Raw genomic sequence first — 23,247 nt, 5'->3', positions numbered from 1 at the left:
ACAAGGAGCGTTCCATGGAGCATGCCTCGACCTCGCCGACCGCACATCCCGCGCTCGCCCGTACGGTCGCCTCCCTTCAGCCGCGGGCCAAGGCGGAGCTGGCCGAGCTGGTGGCCTTCAAGTCGGTCGCCGATCCGGACCAGTTCCCCCGGAGCGAGTGCGAGGCCGCCGCCAACTGGGTGGCCGAGGCGCTGCGCGCCGAGGGGTTCCAGGACGTGGCCCTGCTCGACACCCCGGACGGCACGCAGTCGGTCTACGGCTTCCTGCCCGGCCCCGAGGGCGCGCCGACCGTGCTCCTGTACGCGCACTACGACGTGCAGCCGCCGCTGGACGAGTCGGCCTGGCTATCGCCGCCGTTCGAGCTGACCGACCGCGACGGCCGCTGGTACGGACGCGGCGCCGCGGACTGCAAGGGCGGCCTGATCATGCACCTGACGGCGCTGCGCGCGCTCAAGGAGCACGGCGGCGTGCCCGTGAACGTCAAGGTGATCGCCGAGGGCTCGGAGGAGCAGGGCACGGGCGGCCTGGAGCAGTACGCGCGGGCGCACCCCGAGCTGCTGACCGCCGACACCATCGTCATCGGTGACGCCGGGAACTTCCGGGTGGGGCTGCCGACCGTCACGGCGACGCTGCGCGGGATGACGCTCGTCCGCGTCCAGGTCGACACCCTCGAAGGCAATCTGCACTCGGGTCAGTTCGGCGGCGCGGCGCCGGACGCGCTCGCGGCGCTGATCCGCGTTCTCGACTCGCTGCGCGCCGAGGACGGCTCGACGACGGTCGAGGGGCTGGCGGCGGACGCGTCCTGGGAGGGGTTGCAGTACCCGGAGGACCAGTTCCGCAAGGACGCGAGGGTGCTGGACGGCGTCGAGCTGATCGGCACCGGCTCGGTGGCCGACCGGATCTGGGCGCGCCCGGCCGTCACCGTCCTGGGCATCGACTGCCCGCCGGTCGTCGGCGCCACCCCGTCCGTACAGGCGGGCGCGCGGGCGCTGGTGAGCCTGCGGGTGCCGCCGGGCCAGGACGCGGCGGAGGCCACCGAGCTGCTGACCGCGCATCTGCGGGCGGCGGCGCCGTGGGGCGCGCGGGTGGAGGTCGCGCAGATCGGCGAGGGGCAGCCGTTCCGGGCCGACACCGAGAGCCCGGCGTACGCGTCGATGGCCGCGGCGATGCGCGTGGCGTACCCGGACGAGGAGATGCAGACGGCCGGAATGGGCGGCTCCATTCCGCTGTGCAACGCCCTGGCGCAGCTCTACCCCGAGGCGGAGATCCTGCTCATCGGGTTGAGCGAGCCGGAGGCGCAGATCCACGCCGTCAACGAGAGCGTCTCGCCCCAGGAGCTGGAGCGGCTGTCGCTGGCGGAGGCGGTCTTCCTCATCAATTACGCGGACAGCAAGCGCTGAACGGCGGGGGCGGGCAGCCCGGTTTCAGGGCGTCGTGAACCGGCGGCCTCCGGTCCCGGCTAGCCCGCCCGGCCCTCACCTGGGGCTCCGCCGGCCCTCACCTGGTCGACCGCCGCCGGCCCTCAACGGCCCCTCAACCGACGGGGACGCCCGCTTCGAGGTTGAGCGGGCGTCCCTGTTCGCGTGCGCGCAGGGCCCAGCGGAGCCGGGTGCGCCGTACGGGCGGCAGCATCAGCTCGGCCTCCTGCTCGGTGACGAAGCGCCAGCCGCGCAGTTCCGCGCAGGGCAGCAGCAGCCGGTCGGCGGTGTCGCGGGGCAGCAGCCCGCCGTCGAAGAGGAGGCGCAGCCCGCCGAAGCCGGGGGCGCGGGGCGGTTCCCAGTCGAGTACGAGCAGCCGGGGCACGTCGGCGAGTTCGAGACCCAGTTCCTCGGCGACCTCGCGCATGCCGGCGCGGGCGGGCGGCTCCCCGGGCTCCACGACGCCGCCGGGGAACTCCCAGCCCGGCTTGTACGTGGGGTCGACGAGGAGCACGCGGTCGTCCTCGTCGAAGAGCAGCACCCCGGCGGCGGTCGTCTCGGCGCGCGGCTCCGGGGTCTGCACGATGTCGCAGCAGCCGGCCGCGCCGGTCCGTATGGCGTCGGCTATCCGCTCGGCGGCCTGACGGGGGGTGAGGGCGCCGGTGCCGAGGACGTAGGCGTCGGCACCGAGCCATGGCAGGGCTTCGCGATAGCGCGCGATGTGGTCGGGCGCGTATCGATCGGACCCGGCGTTTCCCGCTGTCGCCGCGATTCCCGCGATTCCGGCGTTTTGCGCTGTACCGGCGTTTTCCGCGGCTCCGGCGTTTCGCGCGGCTCCGGCGTTCCCCGGGGTCCGGGCGTGTCCCGCGGTCCGGGCGTTTCCCGCGTCCGCCGGGTTCCTCTCGGCCCCGGTGTTTTCGGCACGGTGTGCGTTCCCCGCATTTTCGGCACCGCTTGCGTTCCCCGCGTTTTCGGCGCGGTGTACGTTCCGTGCGTTCGCCGCCGAGGCCGCCGGGAATTCCGCGTGGTGCGGGACACGGGAGCGCAGGATCGTTTCATCCGGTGACAACAGCACATGCCGTACGGGAATGCGGCGGGCCGCGAGCCCGCCGAATATCTCATCGCGGTACTCCTGCCGGAGCAGCGTCATGGGGACCACCAATACGCCGCCGACCTCGGCGAGCAGCGCGGCGGCGCCGTCGACGACCAGCCTCCGCCACATGGGCAGGTCCTGGTAGTCGACGGCGTCGACAAGCCGCTGCGGCGGCAGGAGGGAGCGGAGCAGTCCGCCGATCACTCCGGGATCGTAGAGGGTGCTGCCCGGAATGAGACTCACCAGTTCTCGCGCCGTACGGGTCTTCCCGGCGTTGAGCGGACCGTTCAGCCAAACGATCACGGTGCCCCCCTTTTCGTAGCCCCCTTTGAATTGCCCGGAACACCTTGCCACGAAAACGCGTACGAGCGGCGCCGCGGAGGGAGGGACGGGGAGGCGGCACGGGGCACACGGTGACGGGCCGAGCGCCCGTATGTGCGCGGGGGCGCACGCCGGGGGGGGCGGTGCGCCACCCCGGTCACGCCCCGAGGGGTCCGGCGAGTCCGCGCCGGGCGCACTCCTCGACCTCGGCCGCGGAACGGCCCGCGACATCCACGGCCACGACGGTCCAGGGCGTCGCGGCCAGCAGTCGCAGCGTCAGCTCGGCCTCACGGCGCAGGTGTTCGGCGGCGGCCGCCAGGCTGGTCACGGAGCGCGTGCCGGGCGACCCGGCGAGGCGGCCGACGTACCAGTCGGCCCACTCGGGCCCCTCCCGCTCCAGCGCGCGCCGCAGTCCCACGTCCGGATCGTCGCGCAGGTACACCACCGTCACCGGCGTCGGCTCGACGGCCGTCACCAGGTCGCGTACGACCGCGGAGATCGCCGCCTCCTCGTGCCCCCACGCGACCAGCGACGGCACGAACGGGATCAGCGCGTCCGTCACCAACACGTCCACGCCCTCCGCCCGCGCCTGCGACACATAGGTCCGAACGGCCTCGACCAGGGTCTCAGGGCGCACGCTGCCCGTCCCGCCCGCGAACTCGTCGGCCACGGGCGCGAAGGCGGGCCGCGTGAGGATGTCCGCCTCCTCGAAGTGGTCGACGCGCGCCCCGGCATCGCGGTACTGGCGGGCGAGAGCGCCGCACAGAGTGGACTTCCCGACTCCGGGACTGCTGCCAATGACCGAGATCAGATGCGCCGTCATCGGGCGAGTCTCGCACGGGTTGGCGGGGGGTGGTGGCGGGTGGGCGGTGGTGGCGGACGGTGGTGGGCGGCGGCTACGGGCGGCGGGCGGACGGTGGCGGGCGACGGGCGGACGGTGGTGGGCGGCCGGCGGCTACGGGCAGCGGGCGGCGGCTACGGGCGGCGGACTCTGAGCGGCGAACGGTGGGCGGCGGGCAGCAGGCGGACGGTGGTGGGCGGCGGCGGGCAGACAGCGGCGCACGGTGGTGGGCGGACTGCGGCAGGCAGCGAGCGGACGGCGGTGGACGGACTGCGGCGGGCAGCGAGCGGACGGCGGTGGGCGGCGGCGGGCAGACAGCGGCACGGTGGTGGGCGGACTGCGGCGGGCGGCGGGCAGCGGCGGCGGACGGTAGCGCCGTGGTCATGCGGCTCTGGGAGGGGTGCGGGCCTGTGATCCACGACAGGCGGCAGGGGGCGGCGCGTTGCGTTGTGCTGGTGGTTGCGGGGTGCTGGTGCGGGGCGCGCTGCGTCTTGAGGTTCATACCAGTGGCGGCGGGGCCGAGTTGAGGTTGGTTCGCCGGCTGCGGGCCGGTGGGGGTGGGCGTCACGGATCGTCGCTGGGTGGGACGGTATTGCGCCCGGTCGGGTGCGGCTTTCGTCTCGGACCCTCCGGGTCCAAGGCGCTGGCAGCGGGAGGGGAGGGGGCCGGGCCGACGCCGGTTCGCTGCCTGCAGGTGGAGTTGAAGCTGAGGTCAGAGAAGGCTCGCTGCGCTTCGCCGCTGGCTGCTGCCGCGAAGTGGCCATGGCTGGATCGTCGGGTGCGGCTCGCGGAGGAGCGCGGGCCTGTGATCCACGACAAGCGGCAGCGGGACGGCGCGCTGCGCTGCGCCGGGTGCGCTTACCGTCCGGGTGCCGTTTCCGCCCGTATGGCGAGGGTCCGAGGGTGGGGGAAGTCCCCCGCGACGGCCAGCGCGCCCGATATGCCCGGCCTGAGAGGTTGAAATGGCAACGGGGTGGGGTTAGCGCGCGATTACGTGTCCGAAAAGGCGCTTTTGTCGGGTGGCAACCCAACTCTACCCATGAGTAGACCTCGAAGCCCTGCCACAACGCCCCGGCCTCGACCCTCTCGCGGCAACGACCAGCGGTGCAGCGCAGCGGCGCTCCGCCCCCCACCTGCCCGCAGTGGGCGGCAGGGGGCCTGGACGACGAAGACCCTTCCAGCGACCAGCGCGCCCGATATGTCCGAAGTGGAAGGTTGAATGGGCAACAGGGTGAGGTTGCCGCTCGATTCCGCGTCCGGAAAGGCCCTTTTGTCGGGCGGCAACGGTCCCCTACCTATGAGTGGCGCCCACAGCCCATCCACGGCACCTCTGCGCCATGCCTCGCGGCGGCACTTGCCGGCGCAGCGCACCCGCAGGGGGCGAGCCGACCCCAGCCCAGCCCCCGCTGTCCCCTCGATGCTCCGCTGTGGGCCCGAAGAGCACGGAACGCCCCGAAGGGCCAGGGCCTGGGCGCCCCGGACGGCGTCATCGGCTTCGTTTTCGCCTGGCCGCCCGATCCGGCCTCCCCGCCCGGCTGCTTCAGCGGCGGCGCCCACGCCGCCCCGGAGCGGCAGCTCCCCATCACGGCGGCTATGCGCGGCGCGGCCCCCACGGCCTGCGGCCCCGGGCCTCCCCCCTTGGTCGCCGAGGGCTCGGATCGGGAGGAGTGGCTGCCGTGGGACGCGGCGAGTTGAGTGACGGGGGGCCAGGAAGGCGCGTCGCGCGGCGCAGGGGTCGCTAGCCCTTTCCTGCTCCCAGGGTCAGCCCCGCGATGAAATGGCGCTGGAGCAGAAAGAATACGAGGATCGTCGGCAGTGCGACGAGGACGGAGCCCGCCGCCAGCAAATTATAGTCGGTGAAAAATTGCCCCCTGAGGTTGTTGAGGGCCGAGGTGATGGGGAGTTTGTCGCCGGTGGAGATGAAGACCAGGGCCCAGAGGAAGTCGTTGTACATCCAGGTGAATTGAAGGGTGCCGAGGGCGGCCAGGGCTGGGCGGCAGAGGGGGAGGGTGACGCGCCAGTACTGGGTCCATACGCCCGCGCCGTCGACTACGGCCGCTTCCAGGATCTCCATGGGCAGGGTGCGCATGTAATTGGCGAGGACGAAGACGCAGAAGCCGAGTTGGAATCCGATGTGGACGACGATGACGGCCCAGTAGGAGTCGTACATCGTCAGCGAGTCGGACATCCAGTAGGGCAGCGGGACGCGGTTGAAGAGTACGTACAGCGGGGTGACGATGACCTGCTGCGGGAGCAGATTGCCGGCGGTGAAGACGATGAGCAGGGCGGTCGCGCCGCGCAGGCGGAGCCGGGAGAGGGCGAAGGCCGCGAAGGAGGCGAGAAAGAGGGTGATGAGCACGCCCGGGACCGCGATGAGGAGCGAGTTGGCGAAATACCTGCTCATTCCCGAGTCGCTGAACGCCTGGCGGTAGTAGTCGAGGGAGAGATGGCGCGGCAGCGAGAAATAGCCGTGCTCGGCGGTCTCCTCGTACGGGCGCAGGGAGGCGTAGACCGCCAGCAGCAGGGGCGCGAGGAAGGCCAGCGAGACGGTGAGGAGGAAGGCGTGCAGGCCCAGGCGGCCCGGCCGGACGCGGGGGCGGGGCGGGAGGGCGGGGGCGGTCACCGGCGCTCCTCCTCTCCCTTTTCCTGGGCCTTTCCCGGTACCTTTCCTCTTCTCGTTTCCCGGTCCCCGCCCGGGACCTTTCCTTGTCTCATTTCCTGGACCAGGTACGCCACGATGAACCCCAGGGAGACGACGAGCAGGACGACGGCGATGGCGGAACCGAAGCCGATGCGGGCGGCCTCGCCGATGATGTTGTCGGTGACTAGTACGGAGAGCAGTTCCAGGCCGTTGCGGCCCTGGTTGACGGCGTAGACGATGTCGAAAGCGCGCAGCGCCTCGATGACGGTGATGACCCCGACGATGACATTGACGGGGCGCAGCGTCGGCAGGACGACGCGGAAGAACGTCTGGCGCGCGCCCGCCCCGTCGATGGCCGCGGCCTCTTTGAGCGACGGGTCGACGGATTTCAGCCCGGCGAGGTACAGGATCATCACATAGCCGGTGTGCCGCCAGCCCGCCGCGAGCAGGATCATCCAGATATTGAGGTCGGGGTCGCCGAGCCAGTCCACCGGATTGTCGCGCGCGAGTACGGCGTTGAGCGCGCCCTGGTCGCGGGAGAGGATCAGTTGGGCGATAAAGCCGACGATGGCGAGCGAGAGCACCACGGGCATATAGAGGGTGGACTGGTAGAAACGGCTGAAGCGGACGCCGCGGTCGAGGAGTACGGCCAGCAGCAGCCCGAAAGGCGTGGCGATCAGTCCGAGGAAGGCGAGCCACAGCAGGTTGTTGCGGGCGGCCGGCCAGAACGGCGGGTAGTCGGTGAACAGGTCGTGGTAATTCCGCCCGCCGACCCATTCGATGTCGCCGATCCCGTCCCAGCTCGTGAAGGAGAGGCCGACGGAGGCGAGGGTCGGCCCCCAGATGACGGCCAGGTCGAGGAGGATCGGCAGGCCCAGCAGCACGCCGGTGACCAGAAGATCGCGACGCGTGAATCTCCGCGGGCCGCGCCGCCGGGCGCGCCGTGGGATGGCTGAAGGCACGGCACGTGGCTCCTACTCGGCGGCGAACAGGGTCTTCTTCTGGGATTCGATGGATTTGAGCAGCCCGTCGATATCGTCGGGGTCGTTGATGAAGCGCTGGATGGACGGGATCATCACGGTCTGCGCGAAGTCCGGCCGGGTGTCGCGGTCCATGAACTGGGAGATCTGCCGGGCGCCGGAGACGAGGTCCGCGGCCTTCTTCTGCAGGGCGTTGTACGAGGCGGTGGAGGCCCGGTCGTTGACGGCGACGTTGTTGGGGTCGCTCTTGAGATAGCGCTCCTCGGCGTCCGGTGTGGCGAGGTATTTCAGCAGGTCCTTCGCGCCCTTCTTGTTCTTGGCCTTCTTCGCCAGGAGGAAGCCGTCGACGGGCGCCTCCACGGCCTCCTGCCCGTACCGCGAGTCGATTTCCGGGAAGGGAAAGAAGTCGAGGTCGGCGCGGTCGGCGGCGGTGAACTGCTGGCCGGGGTGCGGGAGTCCGAGCACGGTCATCCCGGCCTGCTTGCGGGCGAGGCTCTGCGCCGCCTCCTGCCAGGTGCGGCCGTTGGCGCCCTGCTGGTGATAGGGGAGGATGCCGCGCCAGAGGTCGAATACGCGCTTGACCCGGGGGTCGGTCCAGGATTCCTTGCCGCGCATGAGCGAGAGGTGGAATTCGTAGCCGTTGGCGCGCATGTCGAGATAGTCGAAGGTGCCCATGGCGGGCCAGCCGTCCTTGTCGCCGAAGGCGATCGGCACGAGGCCGTCCTTCCGCATCCGGCGGGCCAGCGCCGTGTACTGGTCGAAGGTCTTCGGCACCTCGTAGCCGTGCTGCTGGAAGACGCTCTTCCGGTAGAACACGGCCCACGGATAGTAGTAGTACGGCACGAAGTACTGTTTGCCGTCCTCGCCGGTGGACTGGTCCTTCAGCGCCTTAGAGAAGCCCTGGAACTCCGGCCAGAGGTCGCTGATGTCGGTGAGCAGCCCCTTCTTCGCGAAGAACTGCATCCGATAGCCGGCGAACCACATGAAGACGTCGTCGGGGCTGCCTTTGAGATAGCGGTTGATGTTCTGCTGAAAGCTGTTGTGGTCGACGGTGTTGACCTTGACCTTCTTCTTCGAGGTCTTCTCGTAAGCGTCAAAGGCGTCCGCGAACGCTTTCTTGGGTACCGGGTCCGAGGCGTTGGAGCCCAGGGTGACGCTGTCGCCGCCGGGGCCGCTGCCGCAGGCGGTGAGCAGTGCGGGGAGGGCGACCGCCCCGGTGCCGAGTGCGGTGGCCCGTAGCAGCGTCCGGCGGGACATCCGATGTCCCGCGTCTCCTATGCCGCTGTACTGTCCGGCCGACCCACTGAACGATGACTGTGCCATGTCCCCCTCCTCAGGGGTGCAATCGAACACAACCGAACGCGAGTGTGGGGATCTCACCGTCAAGTCGGGGCACCGTCAAGGGTTTTGACGGGAAGCTCGGCAACTGTTACCGCATCTCTTCCAACAGACTCCAACACGGCTTACCGTAAACGCGCGTAGGTGACACGTACATGACGCCATGTATTCCTCTGGAGGACGGAGTACCGCTCCATGCGCCACCTTCTCTCCGCTTTCACCGGCCGAAGAGTCATCGGATTGCTCGCCGCCGCTCTGCTCTGTACGGCGGGCCCGTCCGGACTGTCCGGGCCCGCCGCCGCCCAGAACGCCGCCCCCGGGGACGCCGCCGATCGGGACCCCGGGTCCGCGAGCGCGGCCGGGGCCCCGGCGCCCCGACTTCCCGACGGGCTCGCCGCCACGCCGCCCATGGGCTTCAACAACTGGAACTCGACGCAGTGCCGGGCCGAGTTCAACGAGTCGATGGTCAAGTCCGTCGCCGACATCTTCGTCGCCAAGGGGCTCAAGGACGCCGGATACCAGTACGTCAACCTCGACGACTGCTGGGCGCTCCCGCAGCGCGACGCCGCCGGAAAGCTGGTCCCGGACCCGCGGCGCTTCCCGAACGGCATCAAGGCCCTCGCCGACTACGTCCACTCCAAGGGGCTGAAGTTCGGGATCTACACCAGCGCGGGGGTCAAGACGTGCAGCGCGACGGGGTTCCCCGGGGCGCTGCACCACGAGAAGTCCGACGCCCAGCAGTTCGCGGCCTGGGGCGTTGATTACCTGAAGTACGACAACTGCAACAACCTCGGTCTGGACGCCGAGCAGCGCTACATCACGATGCGCGACGCGCTGAAGGCCACCGGCCGGCCCATCGTCTACGGCCTGTGCGAATGGGGACAGAACAGGCCCTGGGAGTGGGCCGCCGACGTCGGCCACCTGTGGCGCACGACCGGCGACATCAGCGACCGGTGGAGCAGCATGCTCTCCATCCTCAAGCGGAACCTGCCGCTCGCCCCGTACGCGGGCCCCGGCCACTGGAACGACCCCGACATGCTGGAGGTCGGCAACGGCGGCATGACGGACACCGAGTACCGCAGCCACTTCTCCCTGTGGGCGATGATGGCCGCGCCCCTGCTCATCGGCACCGATCTGCGCACGGCGTCCCCCGCGACGTACGAGATCGTCTCCAACCGCGAGATCATCGCGCTCGACCAGGACGCGCTCGGCAAACAGGGCACGGTGCTGTCCTCCGACGGCGGGCGCTGGGTCATCGTGAAGCAGTTGCGGGACGGCGACCGCGCCGTCGCCCTCTTCAACGAGACGGACCGGGCCCAGGCCATCACCACCACGGCCACGGCCGCCGGTCTGCCCGCCGCCCCCACCTACCGGCTCCGCGACCTCTGGAGTCACAAGCAGCGCAACACCCACGGCGAGATCAGCGCCACCGTCCCGGCCCACGGCACGGCTGTCTACCGCGTCTCGACGGTGCGGCACGGCTGAGGCCCCCGGCGAGTTCCGCCCCGCCGCGCGGCCCACCCGGCACCCGCGGTACGGCTGAGGCCCCGTCGCCTCACCGCCCCACCCCGCACCCGCGGCGCGGCCTTCCGTACCTACGCCGTACGGGCCGGCATCGCGTGCCGCGCGCTCCACAGGCCCAGTGCCTCCGCGGCGGCGGCCGCGGCGCCGACCAGGCCCGCGTCGCCGGCGAGCTGGGCGGGGACGACCTCGACGCCGGTGGCGAAGGAGAGCGTGGCGTAGCGGCGGAGCTGCTCGCGCAGGGGGGCGAAGAGGGTCTCGCCCGCGCCCGCGACGCCGCCGCCGATGACGACGACCTCCAGCTCCACGAGGGTGGCGGTCGCGGCGATGCCGGCGGCGAGGGCCTGGGCGGCGCGCTGGAAGGAGGACAGCGCGAGGGGGTCGCCGGCCTGGGCCGAGGCGGCGACCGCGGCGGCGGTCGCATCGCCGTCCGGTCCGGGCCGCCAGCCGCTCTCGACGGCGCGGCGGGCGATGTTGGGGCCGCTGGCGATGCGCTCCACGCAGCCGTGCGAGCCGCAGGCGCACAGGTCGCCGTCGAGGTCGACGCTGATGTGGCCGATGTGGCCCGCGTTGCCGGTGATGCCGGGGTGCAGCCGGCCGTTCAGCACCAGCCCGCCCCCGACGCCGGTGGAGACGACCATGCACAGCGCGTTGTCATGGCCGCGGGCCGCGCCCTGCCAGTGCTCGGCGGCCGTCATCGCCACCCCGTCGCCGACCAGCACGACGCGGAGCGGCCCGGTGGTCTTCGTGACCTCCGCGACCAGCGGGAAGCCGCGCCAGCCGGGCACGTTGACCGGGCTGACGGTGCCGTTCGACGCGTCGACGGGGCCCGCGCTGCCGATGCCTACGGCCCGTACCCGCGACCAGTCGCCGGACGCCTTGAGCTCTTCGAGCACCGCGTTCACCACACCCATGACCGTCGCGCCGTCCTCGCGGGCGGGGGTGGACCGCTGGGCGCGGACGAGCAGCCGCCCGTCCCCGTCCACCAGAGCGGCGGCGATCTTGGTGCCGCCGATGTCGAGAGCGGCGACGAGGTCGGTGTGCATGGGTGCGATGTCTCCAGGTCCACAGGCGGCGGCGGGGTTGCAGATCGATAGTCTCGCCGCCTTTGACAACGTTGTCCAGGCTCTATGCTCGACGTCACTCCCGTACGTACAGCAGCAACGACAGGACGAGTCACCGTGGCCGACACCTCTCGCAGCCCGCAGCCCCGCTACGGCGCCCGGCCGACCATGAAGGACGTCGCCGCGCGTGCCGGGGTGGGCCTGAAGACCGTGTCGCGGGTGGTCAACGGCGAGCCGGGCGTGACGCCCGACACCGAGCGGCGGGTGCGGGAGGCCATCACCGGTCTCGGCTTCCGCCGCAACGACAGCGCCCGCGTCCTGCGCAAGGGCCGCACGGCCTCCGTCGGCCTGGTGCTCGAAGACCTGGCGGACCCGTTCTACGCGCCGCTCAACCGCGCCGTCGAGGAGGTCGCCCGGGACCACGGCGCGCTGCTCATCAACGGCTCCAGCGCCGAGGACCCCGAGCGCGAGCAGGAGCTGGCGCTCGCCTTCTGCGCCCGCCGCGTCGACGGCCTGCTGATCATCCCGGCCGGCCGCGACCACCGCTATCTGGAGCCCGAGATAGCGGCCGGGATCGCGACGGTCTTCGTGGACCGCCCGGCCGGGCTGATCGACGCCGACGCCGTGCTCTCCGACAGCATGGGCGGCGCCCGAGAGGGCGTCGCCCACCTCATCGCCCACGGCCACCGCCGGATCGCCTTCGTCGGCGACCAGCCGCGCATCCACACCGCGAGCGAGCGGCTGCGCGGCTACCGCACCGCGATGGCCGAGGCCGGGCTGCCCGTCGACGAGTCGTGGGTCTCGCTGGGCCCGACCGCCCCCGAGCACGTACGGGCCGAGGTCGACCGGGTGCTGTCCGGGCCCGAGCCGGTGACCGCCGTGTTCGCGGGCAACAACCGGGTGACGGTGACCGCCGTACGGGTCCTCGCGGAGCGGCCGCACCCCGTCGCCCTGGTCGGCTTCGACGACCTGGAACTCGCCGACCTCCTGGGCATCACGGTGATAGCCCAGGACGCCGCGCGGCTCGGCCGCACGGCCGCCGAGCAGTTGTTCCGCCGGCTGGAGGGCGCGACGGAAGCGCCACGCCAGACCGTCCTGCCGACCCGTCTCGTCGCCCGCGGCTCGGGCGAACTCCCGCCGCGGCCGGGCGCGTAGCCCGCCCCACCGGCACCGCCACCGCCATCGGCAGCCGCTGGAGTCGCGACCCGTGCCCCGTGCCCGTGACCCGGCGACGCGTACCACCGCGCTGCCGCAAGCCACCGGGCGCCCCTGAGGTCGTGGACGTGCCCCGAGCCGTAGGCCGGGGCCCACGTCCCGGGCGGACCGACCCCGGCTCGTACGTAAGCCCCCGACCCGTACGCAGCCCCCGAGCCGTAGGCGGACACGCCGTCAACGCACGGGCGCCGTCCCACGACCGGGGTACCTTCGGCGTCCACGGCGCGCTTTCGGCATGGAGTTGGGGTATCTCTTCCTCACCGGAGCGGAGCGCCGTGTCACCGGCGCCACCGCGGTTCCGTGTGCGGCGCTCGGTCTCCGGTATCAGCTCGGTCACACACCGCCTCACGACCAGGAGCACCGTGGACGACCGTACGCTCGAAGCGCTCGGCCTCGCCGACGCGCCCCGCGAGAATCCGCTGATCTACCCCGGCGCCTGGCCCGCCGAGTCCGGGCTGCTGCACCAGCGCCGCCTGCTGCGGCTGCGCCCGGTGGCGGGCCGCCGCCTCGCCAAGTGGCAGGTGCAGCCGCCGCCCGGCGGGTTCCGGGCCGATCCCGGGTCCGAGGAGCCCGTGCCCCTCAACTACGCGCTGATGAGCGCCAACCAGACGCTCGTCGGCGACCGGTTCCCCGTGCTCTCGGTGGGGTCCAACGCCTGTCCGGCGCAGCTCTGCCACAAGATGGAGGGCGCGGGCGTCTCCGCGACGATCCCGATGGCCAAGGTGCGGGTGTCGGGGGTCGGGATCGGGGTGTCCGCGTATGTGTCGCCGATGGGCTATGTGTCGTCGTCGCCGTACCGGGCGCCGGGCCGCGTCATGGACCTGTTCGTGACCTGGCTGGACGCCGCGCAGTTGGAGCTCGTCGACGCGAGCGAGGGGATCTTCGATCCGGTCGGCGAGTACCACCGGGTGATACTGCCGGGTGACGTGTTCCGCGCGGAGCTGCCGTCGGGCGAGCTGCTGGGCGGCATGTACGCGTACGTGAATCGGTACGGGGTGCTGCACGACGGCTCCGGGGTCCCCCGCGACCATCCGGGCGAGCGGCAGTTGCTGACGGAACTCCTCTCGGAGTCGCGGCAGTTGCGGGACTGGTTCGGCGCCACGCCGGAGGAGTTCAGCGCGGCGGCCCGCGGCGACCGGCACCTGTGCGAGAAGGGCACCCGGCTCTTCGCGGACGAGGAGCGCGCCACCCGCTCGGGCCTGGAGGAGTACGCGCCCGACGCCCCGGCGTCCACCGTCTACGACGACATCCATCCGCTCAACGAGCTGCCCGCCCACCACTATCCGGCGTGCCGGACGCCGAACCTCTTCGATCAGCGCGGCGCGGGCGTCGTGCGCGTCTCCGCCGGGCTGGCGCGGGAGCTGGGCGGCCCGTCCCATCTGATGGTGCAGAACGCGCAGTTGCCGGCGGCCCGGCACGAGCGGCTGGGCGCGCTGGCCAATGTGGTGGTCGCCCCCGACATCGCGCCCGACGACCTCCGTACGCTCCAGGTGGACCACTCGCTGCGGGTGGGGCTGGGGCTGGAGCCGGGCGAGGCCGTCACGGTCGTGCCGGCGCAGGTGCGGCACGGCGGCAGCCGGTGGACGCGGTTCTTCTTCGGTCCGCCCAACTATGTGGCCTGCCGGGTGCAGGACGGCGACCGGGCCAGCGCCGAGCACGAGGTGTGCCTGCTGGACGAGATGACGCTGGAGCTGCTGGGGGTGGGCAGCGGGGACAGCGTCGTGATCGAGGGGTTCCCGGACCGGGACGGCATCGTGCCCACCCTGGAGCTGAAGGCGATCCGCGCCAGTTCGGAGGTGCAGGAGCGGCGGACGTATCTGCACGGCGGGGACATGACGAGCCGTTATCCGAGCTCCCTGGACGCGCTGGGGACGTACCCCGATCTGCCGTGGGTCTTCCTGGACCGGCGGCTGTGGTGGGGGCTGGGGCTGGGCGAGCAGTGGCTGGCGACGGTCCGGATCCGTTCCAGCCGCTCGTACCAGCTCAAGAAGGAGCTGCGCGAGATGGTGTTCCTGCTGGGGATCGCCTTCATAGGAGTCGTGACGGTGCTCCAGTCGCTGGTGTGGCAGGCGGCGAGCCTGGGGGTGCTGATCCTGCTGGTGGCCTTCGCCGTGACGGTCCGGATGCGCAGCAGGCTCTCGCAGCGGGCTCGGCTGTTCCGGCACCGCGGCCGGCGGCGCGCGGCGCGCCGGGAGTGACGGCAGGTGCGGGCGCCGGTCATCTCCGTGGACGGCCCGCGAGCGCTTCGAGGTCGGCGCGGGTGAGGCCGGTCAGCCGGGCCGTCTCGGCGGCGTCGACCGCGCCGCAGTCCAGGCCGCGCAGCAGGTGGCCGCTGAGGGCACGGGCGGTGGCGGGTTCGTCCGTGATGTCGGTGATGTCGCCGCCCGCGCGGTGCGTGTACGCGACGAGGCGGGCGGCGGTCCGCTCCAGCCCCTCGCGGTAGAAGGCGTAGACGGCGGCGTAGCGGGTGGGCAGGTGGCCCGGGTGCATGTCCCAGCCCTGGTAGTAGCCGCGGGCCAGGGAGCGGCGGACGAGCCGGTGGTGGAGGCGCCAGGCGTCGTGGACCCGGCGGGCGGGGCCGACGGGCAGCACGTTGGTGGAGCCGTCGGACAGCCGGACGCCGGTGCCCGCGGCGGCGGCCTGCATGACGGCCTTGGCGTGGTCGGCGGCCGGGTGGTCCAGGGACTGGTGGGCGGCGCCGATGCCGCAGGCGGCGCTGTAGTCGTAGGTGCCGTAGTGCAGCGCGGTGGCGCGTCCGCCGGCGGCGTCGATCATGCGGGCGACGGTGGCGGTGCCGTCGGCGCCGAGGATGGCCTGGGTGGTCTCGATCTGGATCTCGAAGCCGATCCGGCCGGGGGCGAGGCCGCGCGCCCGCTCGAACTCCTCGGCCAGCCGCGCCATCGCGGCCACCTGCTCGGGGCGGCTCGTCTTGGGGAGGGTCAGCACGAGCCCCGCGGGGAGGCCGCCGGCGTCCATCAGGCCGGTGAGGAAGATGTCGAGGGTGCGGATGCCGCGGTCCCGGACGGCGGCCTCCATGCTCTTCATCCGGATGCCGATGTACGGGGGCGCGGTGCCGTCCTGGCAGGCGGCGGCGGTGAGTTCGGCGGCGCGGGCGGCGTCGGCGTCCTCGTCGGCGCCGGTGCGCGGGCCGTAGCCGTCCTCGAAGTCGACGCGCAGGTCTTCGACGGGTTCGCGCTCCAGCTTGGCCCGTACGCGCGTGTGGACGGGTTCGGCGAGGTCGTCGGGGATGCCGAGGACGGCGGCGAGGGAGGCGGCGTCGGGGGCGTGCTCGTCGAGCGCGGCGAGGGCCCGTTCGCCCCAGGTGCGCACGGTGTCGGCGGCGTAGGCGTCGGCGGGCACGTAGACGGTGTGGACGGGCTGCCGGGTGCCGGGGTCGCCCGGGTAGCGGCGCGCGAGGTCGGCGTCGACGGCCGCGAGGGACGCGTCGAGCTCGTCGCGTACGGCCTGGCCGAGGCTGGTCGCGGCCGTCTCGTGCTGTCCCATCCGGCGCCCTCCCGCTGTCCGCCCACCACATCAACGTTTTGTGGAAGTTCGTGGGGCGAAGCTAACGGCACGGCATACGGGGGTCAACAGGCGCTCCGCCGGCGCCGGACGCGCGGCGGCGGCCCGTACGGCCCCGACCGGGTCGTACGAACCGCCGCCGCTCGCTGCGCGCGGTCAGCCCTTGCGGGTCTTGACCTCCTCGGTGAGCTGCGGGACGACGTCGAAGAGGTCGCCGACCACGCCGTAGTCGACGAGGTCGAAGATCGGGGCCTCGGCGTCCTTGTTGATGGCCACGATGGTCTTCGAGGTCTGCATGCCCGCCCGGTGCTGGATCGCGCCGGAGATGCCCGCCGCGATGTAGAGCTGCGGGGAGACGGACTTGCCGGTCTGGCCGACCTGGCTGGAGTGCGGGTACCAGCCGGCGTCGACGGCCGCGCGGGAGGCGCCGACGGCCGCGCCGAGCGAGTCGGCCAGGCCCTCGATGACGGGGAAGTTCTCGGCGCCGTTGACGCCGCGGCCGCCGGAGACCACGATCGCGGCCTCCGTCAGCTCCGGGCGGCCGGTCGACTCGCGCGGGGTGCGGGAGACGACCTTGGTGCCGGTGGCCTGCTCGCCGAAGGAGACGGCGAGCTGCTCGACCGCGCCGGCGGCCGGGGCGGCCTCGGGGGATGCGGAGTTGGGCTTGACGGTGATGACCGGGGTGCCCTTGGTGACGCGGGACTTGGTGGTGAACGAGGCCGCGAAGACGGACTGCGTGGCCACCGGGCCCTCGTCGCCGGCCTCCAGGTCGACGGCGTCGGTGATGATGCCGGAGCCGATGCGGACGGCGAGGCGGGCCGCGATCTCCTTGCCCTCCGCGGAGGAGGGTACGAGCACGGCGGCCGGGGACACGGCCTCGTACGCGGCCTGGAGCGCGTCGACCTTGGGCACGACGAGGTAGTCGCCGAACTCCGGGGCGTCGGCGGCCAGGACCTTGACGGCGCCGTGCTCGCCGAGGACCTTCGCGGCCTCCTCGGCGCCCGGGCCGAGGTGCACGGCGATGGGGTCGCCGACGCGGCGGGCCAGGGTCAGCAGTTCGAGGGTGGGCTTGCGGACGGCGCCGTCCACGTGGTCGACGTAGACAAGGACTTCAGCCATGGTTCTGCTCTCCTGCGGGGAAGACGAGGCGGGTGAGGGTGCGTACGGGCCGTCGGGCGCTCAGATGAACTTCTGGCCCGCGAGGAACTCGGCGAGCTGCTTGCCGCCCTCGCCCTCGTCCTTGACGATCGTGCCCGCCGTACGGGCCGGACGCTCCGCGGCGTCGTCGACCTTGGTCCAGGCGCCGTCGAGGCCGACCTCGTCCGCCTCGATGCCCAGGTCGGAGAGGTCCAGGGACTCCACGGGCTTCTTCTTGGCGGCCATGATGCCCTTGAACGACGGGTAGCGGGCCTCGCCCGACTGGTCGGTCACGGACACGACGGCCGGCAGCGCCGCCTCCAACTGCTCGCTGGCGGTGTCGCCGTCGCGGCGGCCGGTGACCTTGCCGTCGGCGACGGAGACCTCGGAGAGCAGGGTCACCTGCGGCACGCCCAGACGCTCGGCGAGGATCGCCGGGAGCACGCCCATGCCGCCGTCGGTAGAGGCCATGCCGCAGATGACGAGGTCGTAGCCGGCGTGCTCGACGGCCTTGGCGAGCACCAGGGAGGTGCCCAGCGCGTCGGTGCCGTGCAGGTCGTCGTCCTCGACGTGGATGGCCTTGTGGGCACCCATGGACAGCGCCTTGCGCAGCGCGTCCTTGGCGTCCTCGGGGCCGATGGTCAGCACGGTGATCTCGGCTTCATCCGCCTCGTCGGCGATCTGCAGCGCCTGCTCGACCGCGTACTCGTCGAGCTCCGAGAGCAGGCCGTCCACGTCGTCGCGGTCGACGGTCAGGTCCTCGGCGAAGTGCCGGTCGCCGGTGGCGTCGGGCACGTACTTCACACAGACAACGATCCTCAAGCTCACGCCGGCTCTCCTACTGCATCGTCTCTTCGGCTGCCTTGTGCAGGCAGCATAGGCGCCTTGTGGGGCGGATTCCGTCCGGGGCGGCCCCGCTCCGAACGAAATATTACTCGTCAGTACATCCAGCTCATTCCCCGGAAGCAAGGCCGCTGAACTGTGACCTTGCCTACGGTCGGGGAACGGGTCGGGAAATGGTGGGCGAAGGCGTCGGGGACGGGGCGCGTCAGTCGCGCAGGGCGTTGAAGCGGCCCTGGTGGTAGAGGAGCGGCCGGCCCGCCCCCGCCGGGTCGCCGGCGACCACCTCCGCGAGCACCAGCCGGTGGTCGCCGGCCGGCACCCGGGCCACCACCCGGCACACCAGCCACGCCAGCACGCCGTCGAGCAGCGGCACGCCCTCCGGGCCCGTACGCCAGGACGTCGGCTCGGCGAAGCGGTCGACACCACTGCGGGCGAAGGTGGCGGCCAGCTCCCGCTGGTGCTCGCCGAGGATGTGCACGCCCACGTACTCGGCCTCGGCCAATACGGGCCAACTGGAGGAGCCCGTACCGGCGCCGAAGGAGAGCAGCGGGGGCTCGGCGGCCACGGAGGTGAGCGAGGTCGCGGTGAAGCCGACCGGTTTCGCGCCGCGCGCGGTGATCACCGCGACGCCCGCGGCGTGCCGGCGGAAGACGGAGCGCAGGAGTTCGGGGGCGGCGAGCTGGGGCGTGCCGAGGCCGGGTGAGGCCGTCATGGAGGAGTCCTTCTGCTGGAGGTTCGAGCCGGGAGAGATGCCGTCGCGTCCGCTCACGCGCGCGGACAGCGGGCGCTCGCGGTCCGCAACAGGTCGACGTGCGCACGTCCGTAGAGAAGGAGGGATCCAGGCCGCATGTCGTCACCCTGACGATTCGTCGTACGCAGCGTCAAGGGGGTCTTGCCAGGTGGGAGCCGTCTCACGGGCGGACGGGGCGGGGGCATCGGCTGCCGCTCGGGCGATGGCTGTCGCTCGGGGGCCGATGGCTTTCGTTCGGGGGCCGATGGCTTTCGTTCGGGGGCCGCCGGGCTCCGCTCGGGCGGGATCGGCTGCCGCTCGGGCGCCGTCCGGTGCCGCTCAGGTCTCGTCCGTCGGGCGGGCATCGTCGGCGGCCGCCTTCAGACGGCCGCGCCGAGCGCGGCGATGACGTCCACCGTGCGGGGCTGCCCGGCGGCCCTGCGCACGACGCGGCCGGCCGCGTCGAGGACGAGGACGGTCGGCGTGCGGTCGACGCCGAGGGCCCGTACGAGCTCCAGCCGGGCCTCGGCGTCGATCTCGACGTGGGCCACCCCCTCGACCATGCGGGCCACCTCGTCCAGGGTGCGGCGGGTGACCCTGCACGGCTGGCAGAAGGCGCTGGAGAACTGGACGAGCGTCGCCCTCTCCCCCAGCTCCGCGCCGATCTCGGCCGCGCTCAGCCGCTCTCCGTCGCGCTCCTCGTCGCCCTGCGCCCGCACCACGGCCCTCCCTGCTTCGTCCTCGTCCCGCACCGGCCCGACAACGGTGCAGCGCCCGAGCGGCCGTGAGGATTCCCGCGACGGGAAATCGGCTCTTCCTGATGTCCCGTCCGCTCCGGGTGTAGCTTCGGCCGCGCCGGAGCACCGCGCGCGACGTGACGCGACGTGATGAGAATCTCCCGGCGCCGAACGCCCGCAAGGTGGCCGCCGGGCCCGACATCAGGCACGATCTGCCGAAAGCCGAGAACCTACGGCCGCGTAACTTCCGTCGGGAGAACCCTCCCGAGGAACAGAAGGGTCCCCCGATATGGCAGAGCTCGTCTATCCCCCGGTGATCGGTACGGCCCGCACCATGTTCAAAGTGCTCGACCTGCGCTTCGACGCCCAGGGCACGGAGAACGTCCCACGGCGCGGCGGGGCGGTTCTGGTGAGCAACCACATCAGCTATCTCGACTTCGTCTTCTGCGGAATGGCGGCCCGGCCCGCCAAGCGGCTGGTGCGGTTCATGGCCAAGGAGTCGGTGTTCCGGCACAAGATCTCGGGCCCGCTGATGCGCGCGATGAAGCACATCCCGGTGGACCGGGCGGCCGGCATGGAGGCGTACAAGCACGCGCTCAAGGCCCTGCGGTCGGGAGAGATCATCGGGGTGTTCCCGGAGGCGACGATATCCGAGTCGTTCACTCTGAAGAACTTCAAGTCCGGTGCGGCACGGCTGGCCCAGGAGGCCGGGGTGCCGCTGCTGCCGATGGCTCTGTGGGGCACGCAGCGACTGTGGACGAAGGGGCGCAAACGCGACTTCGGCCGCCACCACATCCCGATCGCGCTGCGGGTGGGCGAGCCGATGGCCGCCGACCCGGCCGAGCACGCGGACTCCATCACCGAGCGGCTGCGGGCGCGGATCCAGGAACTGCTGGAGGCCGCCCAGCGCGCCTACCCCGTGCGCCCCAAGGACTCCGACGACCCCTGGTGGGTCCCCGCCCACCTCGGCGGCACCGCCCCCACCCCCGCCGAGGCCAAGGCCCTCCACAGCCACTGACGCTCCCGCTGGGGGCTCTCGCACCGGTGTGCCCCGCCGCCGCGCGGCCGGCGTGCGCGCCGTGCCCTGCCGGGGGCACGGCGCGGTGTTCGTCGTGGCGCCGCCACGCTCCGCGCGCTCACGCCGCGGAAGCGCGCACGCGTGCGCGCGTGGCGCCGCCGTCCTACACGCCCGGCCCGCGCCCTTCGGCTCGTACGGTCGTCAGCGGGATAGGGCGCCGCCCAACACGCGGTGGACGACTGCTTCCGGGCGACATCGCCGGTCACAGCGCGCCCTACGCCCACGGGCGAGGCAGCGGCGAGCGCCGCGCGCTCGCGCCACCAAAGCGCGCACCGCCGGGTGGACCACGGCGCGTACGCGGCCGGGGCGGGCGATGCGCGCCGCAGACACCCGCACGACCGCTCCAGCACCGCGCTGCGCCTGCCGGGGGCACGGCGCGGTGTTCGTCGTGGCGTCGCCACGTGCCGGGCACGCACGCGTGCGGAGGGCGGGGCACGGGTGGCCCCCGCGCGTCGCGAGGAGGAGACGCCGTCGTACGCGCCCGGCCCGTGCCCTTCGGCTCGTACGGTCGGGCGCACTGTCGTTCAGCGGGCCAGCACCCATCCCGGCAAGCTTTGCCCCGCTTCCTCCGGGCGCACATCGCCGGTCACAGCGCGCCCTACGCCCACGGGCGAGGCAGCGGCGAGCGCCGCGCGGTCGCGCCGCCAAAGCGCGCACCGCCGGGTGGACCACGGCGCGTACACGGCCGGGGCGGGCGGCCTGGCACGCGGAGGAACAAGGGGCCCCACGGAGCGTACGCGACCAGCGCAGGCAGTCTGGCACGCCCGGGGCCAGGGGACGCCACGGCGCCCGGCCGGCGCGGAGGCGCGGCAGTGCGCCCGGGCCGAGCCGCTTGGGCTCGTGCGGTCGGGCGCACTGTCGTCGGCGGAGGGCGGGCTTGCGGGTGGGCATCGCGCCGGGCACGGCGCTTCGCGTCAGCGGTGGGCGGTCATTTCTTCTGTGAGGGCGGCTACAAAGGCGTCCACGTCGGCTTCGGTGGTGTCGAAGGCGCACATCCAGCGGACGAGGCCGGTGGGCTCGTCCCAGTCGTAGAAGCGGTAGCGCTTGCGGAGGCGCTCGCTCACGTCGTGCGGGAGGCGGGCGAAGACGCTGTTGGCCTGCACCTGGTGGACCACCTCGACGCCGTCCACGGCCTGGGCCCCGCGCGCCAGGCGGGATGCCATCGCGTTGGCGTGGGTGGCGCTGCGCAGCCAGAGGTCGCCGGAGAGCAGCGCCTCGAACTGGGCGGAGACGAACCGCATCTTGGAGGCGAGCTGCATGGACAGCTTGCGCAGGTGCTTCATGGCCCGTACGGCGTCGGGGTTGAGGACGACGACGCACTCGCCGAACAGCAGGCCGTTCTTGGTACCGCCGAAGGAGAGGATGTCGACGCCGGCGTCGGTGGTGAACGCGCTGAAGGGGACGCCGAGGGTCGCCGCGGCGTTGGCGAGGCGGGAGCCGTCGACGTGCACCGTCATGCCGTGCTGGTGCGCGTGGTCGCAGATCGCCCGGATCTCCTCGGGCGTGTAGCAGGTGCCGCACTCCGTGGTCTGGGTGATCGAGACGACCTGCGGCATGGCCCGGTGCTCGTCGTCCCAGCCGAACGCCTCGCGGTCGATGAGCTCGGGCGTGAGCTTGCCGTCGGGGGTGGGGACGGTGAGCAGCTTGAGGCCGCCCACCCGCTCGGGCGCGCCGCACTCGTCGACGTTGATGTGCGCGCCGTCGGCGCATATCACCGCGCCCCAGCGCTCGGTGACGGCTTGCAGCGAGACGACGTTGGCGCCGGTCCCGTTGAACACCGGAAACGTTTCAGCACGCGGCCCGAAGTGGGCGCGGAAGACGTCTTGGAGGTGTTCGGTGTAGACGTCCTCGCCGTAGGCGATCTGATGACCGCCGTTGGCGAGGGCGAGCGCCGCCAGGATCTCCGGGTGCGCGCCGGCGTAGTTGTCGCTGGCGAAGCCGCGCAGCTCGGGGTCGTGGCGGCGCACGGCGTCGGTGGCCGCCGGGGCCTCGGTCACGGTTCGGGGGTCAGCCACAGACGGGTTCCGTTCACTTCGGTGGCGGGGCGGTCCCAGACGCCGACGATGGCCTGGGCCAGGTCCTTGACGTCCGTGAAGCCCGCGAATTTCGCGTTCGGGCGCTCGGCGCGCATCTGGTCGTGCACGAGCGCCTTGATCACCAGGATGGCAGCCGCGGCCGCCGGGCCGCTCTCGCCCCCCGCTTTGCGGAAGGCGTCGCCGAGCGCGAGGGTCCACGCCTCGGCGGCGGCCTTGGAGGCGGCGTAGGCGGCGTTACCGGCGGTGGGTTTCGACGCTCCCGCCGCGCTGGTCAGCAGATACCGCCCGTTGCCGGAGCGCTTGAGGGCGCCTTCGAAGGCGAGCGAGGTGTGCTGCACCGTACGGACCAGCAGCTTCTCCAGCTTCGCCCAGTCCCCGAGGTCCGTCTCGGCGAAGGTGGCGGAGCCGCGCCAGCCGCCGACCAGGTGCACCAGGCCGTCGATACGGCCGAACTCCTTCTCCGTGCGGTCCGCCCAGGAGCGGGTGGCCTCCAGGTCCAGCAGGTCCACGGTGTCGCCGGTGACGGTGGCCCCACCGTGCGCGTACCGGGCCGCGTCCACGGCCTCGGCGAGCCGCGCGGGGTCCGCGTCGGCGGCGACGACGGTCGCCCCGGCCTCGGCGAGCCGCAGCAGTGCGGCGCGGCCCGCCGGGCCCGCGGCCCCGGCCACCGCCACGACCGCGCCGTCCAGCCGGCCGCCGTTCGTCGTGGGTGTGCTCATGGTCTTCGCCCCT

Annotated in this window: 16 protein-coding genes and 2 pseudogenes; 5 read left to right on the top strand and 13 right to left on the bottom strand. The window is 72.4% G+C overall.

Annotated elements, in window-relative coordinates; genetic code table 11:
* Nucleotides 1-14: 14 nt before the first annotated feature.
* Nucleotides 15-1,400 carry a dipeptidase gene (locus IF55_RS18200; RefSeq protein WP_030882954.1) on the top strand — a complete coding sequence of 462 codons (1,386 nt, stop codon included), beginning with the start codon at nt 15-17 and terminating at the stop codon, nt 1,398-1,400.
* Nucleotides 1,401-1,533: 133 nt separating this feature from the next.
* Here the strand turns inward: IF55_RS18200 and IF55_RS18195 are convergent, their stop codons facing one another.
* The 5 genes from IF55_RS18195 to IF55_RS18175 form a co-directional block, all read right to left on the bottom strand.
* On the bottom strand, nt 1,534-2,568 hold the full coding sequence (locus IF55_RS18195; protein WP_398245352.1) for an NUDIX domain-containing protein: 1,035 nt from the start codon (nt 2,566-2,568) through the stop codon (nt 1,534-1,536).
* A 421-nt stretch (nt 2,569-2,989) separates the two neighbouring features.
* On the bottom strand, nt 2,990-3,655 hold the full coding sequence (locus tag IF55_RS18190; RefSeq protein WP_048832132.1) for an ATP-binding protein: 666 nt from the start codon (nt 3,653-3,655) through the stop codon (nt 2,990-2,992).
* A gap of 1,756 nt (nt 3,656-5,411) precedes the next feature.
* Complete coding sequence (locus tag IF55_RS18185) at nt 5,412-6,296, bottom strand: carbohydrate ABC transporter permease (protein WP_030882946.1); 885 nt, start codon at nt 6,294-6,296, stop codon at nt 5,412-5,414.
* On the bottom strand, nt 6,293-7,276 hold the full coding sequence (locus tag IF55_RS18180; protein WP_048832131.1) for a carbohydrate ABC transporter permease: 984 nt from the start codon (nt 7,274-7,276) through the stop codon (nt 6,293-6,295). Before IF55_RS18180 ends, IF55_RS18185 begins: the two co-directional genes overlap by 4 nt.
* A gap of 12 nt (nt 7,277-7,288) precedes the next feature.
* The gene (locus IF55_RS18175; RefSeq protein WP_030882942.1) at nt 7,289-8,551 is read right to left on the bottom strand and encodes an ABC transporter substrate-binding protein; all 1,263 of its coding nucleotides are present in this window, start codon (nt 8,549-8,551) and stop codon (nt 7,289-7,291) included.
* A gap of 276 nt (nt 8,552-8,827) precedes the next feature.
* On the opposite strand from IF55_RS18175, the pseudogene IF55_RS18170 reads away from it, so the two are divergent.
* Nucleotides 8,828-10,108 (top strand): annotated as a pseudogene (locus IF55_RS18170) (glycoside hydrolase family 27 protein); the annotation flags it as partial.
* Nucleotides 10,109-10,227: 119 nt separating this feature from the next.
* On the opposite strand, the gene IF55_RS18165 reads toward IF55_RS18170, so the two are convergent.
* Nucleotides 10,228-11,199: an ROK family protein gene (locus IF55_RS18165; RefSeq protein ID WP_048832130.1), complete on the bottom strand. Its 972-nt coding sequence runs from the start codon at nt 11,197-11,199 to the stop codon at nt 10,228-10,230.
* Between the two features lie 135 nt (nt 11,200-11,334).
* Between IF55_RS18165 and IF55_RS18160 the strand changes: the two genes are divergently transcribed.
* A complete protein-coding gene (locus IF55_RS18160) occupies nt 11,335-12,372 on the top strand; it encodes a LacI family DNA-binding transcriptional regulator (protein ID WP_030882924.1) in 1,038 nt (345 codons plus the stop codon).
* Between the two features lie 422 nt (nt 12,373-12,794).
* Nucleotides 12,795-13,640, top strand: a pseudogene (locus IF55_RS41470) (hypothetical protein); the annotation flags it as partial.
* A 1,009-nt stretch (nt 13,641-14,649) separates the two neighbouring features.
* Here IF55_RS41470 and IF55_RS18150 read toward each other — a convergent pair.
* From IF55_RS18150 to IF55_RS18130, 5 genes are all read right to left on the bottom strand, one after another.
* On the bottom strand, nt 14,650-15,936 hold the full coding sequence (locus IF55_RS18150) for a DUF6986 family protein (RefSeq protein ID WP_030882919.1): 1,287 nt from the start codon (nt 15,934-15,936) through the stop codon (nt 14,650-14,652).
* 174 nt (nt 15,937-16,110) lie between these two features.
* Complete coding sequence (locus IF55_RS18145) at nt 16,111-17,073, bottom strand: electron transfer flavoprotein subunit alpha/FixB family protein (protein WP_030882916.1); 963 nt, start codon at nt 17,071-17,073, stop codon at nt 16,111-16,113.
* Between the two features lie 60 nt (nt 17,074-17,133).
* Nucleotides 17,134-17,919: an electron transfer flavoprotein subunit beta/FixA family protein gene (locus IF55_RS18140; protein WP_030882914.1), complete on the bottom strand. Its 786-nt coding sequence runs from the start codon at nt 17,917-17,919 to the stop codon at nt 17,134-17,136.
* A gap of 220 nt (nt 17,920-18,139) precedes the next feature.
* Nucleotides 18,140-18,646 (bottom strand): flavin reductase family protein, encoded by a 507-nt coding sequence (locus IF55_RS18135; protein WP_030882912.1) that lies wholly within the window; start codon nt 18,644-18,646, stop codon nt 18,140-18,142.
* A gap of 398 nt (nt 18,647-19,044) precedes the next feature.
* Nucleotides 19,045-19,383, bottom strand: coding sequence for a TlpA family protein disulfide reductase (locus IF55_RS18130; protein WP_030882908.1), 339 nt, complete (start codon nt 19,381-19,383; stop codon nt 19,045-19,047).
* Nucleotides 19,384-19,690: 307 nt separating this feature from the next.
* On the opposite strand from IF55_RS18130, the gene IF55_RS18125 reads away from it, so the two are divergent.
* Nucleotides 19,691-20,419, top strand: a complete 729-nt coding sequence (locus IF55_RS18125) for a lysophospholipid acyltransferase family protein (RefSeq protein ID WP_030882906.1) — start codon at nt 19,691-19,693, stop codon at nt 20,417-20,419.
* A 974-nt stretch (nt 20,420-21,393) separates the two neighbouring features.
* On the opposite strand, the gene IF55_RS18120 is transcribed toward IF55_RS18125, so the two are convergent.
* Both IF55_RS18120 and IF55_RS18115 read right to left on the bottom strand, forming a co-directional pair.
* Entirely contained in the window at nt 21,394-22,494 is a 1,101-nt protein-coding gene (locus IF55_RS18120) for a threonine aldolase family protein (protein ID WP_030882903.1), read from the bottom strand.
* Complete coding sequence (locus tag IF55_RS18115) at nt 22,473-23,234, bottom strand: SDR family NAD(P)-dependent oxidoreductase (RefSeq protein ID WP_030882902.1); 762 nt, start codon at nt 23,232-23,234, stop codon at nt 22,473-22,475. The genes IF55_RS18120 and IF55_RS18115 overlap by 22 nt, the downstream gene beginning before the upstream one ends.
* Nucleotides 23,235-23,247 lie beyond the last annotated feature (13 nt).

This window comes from Streptomyces varsoviensis, from assembly GCF_000718635.1.
GTDB lineage: Bacteria > Actinomycetota > Actinomycetes > Streptomycetales > Streptomycetaceae > Streptomyces > Streptomyces varsoviensis.
Note: the sequence above shows the minus strand (reverse complement) of the source record. Positions and strands in the feature narration are given on the sequence as shown.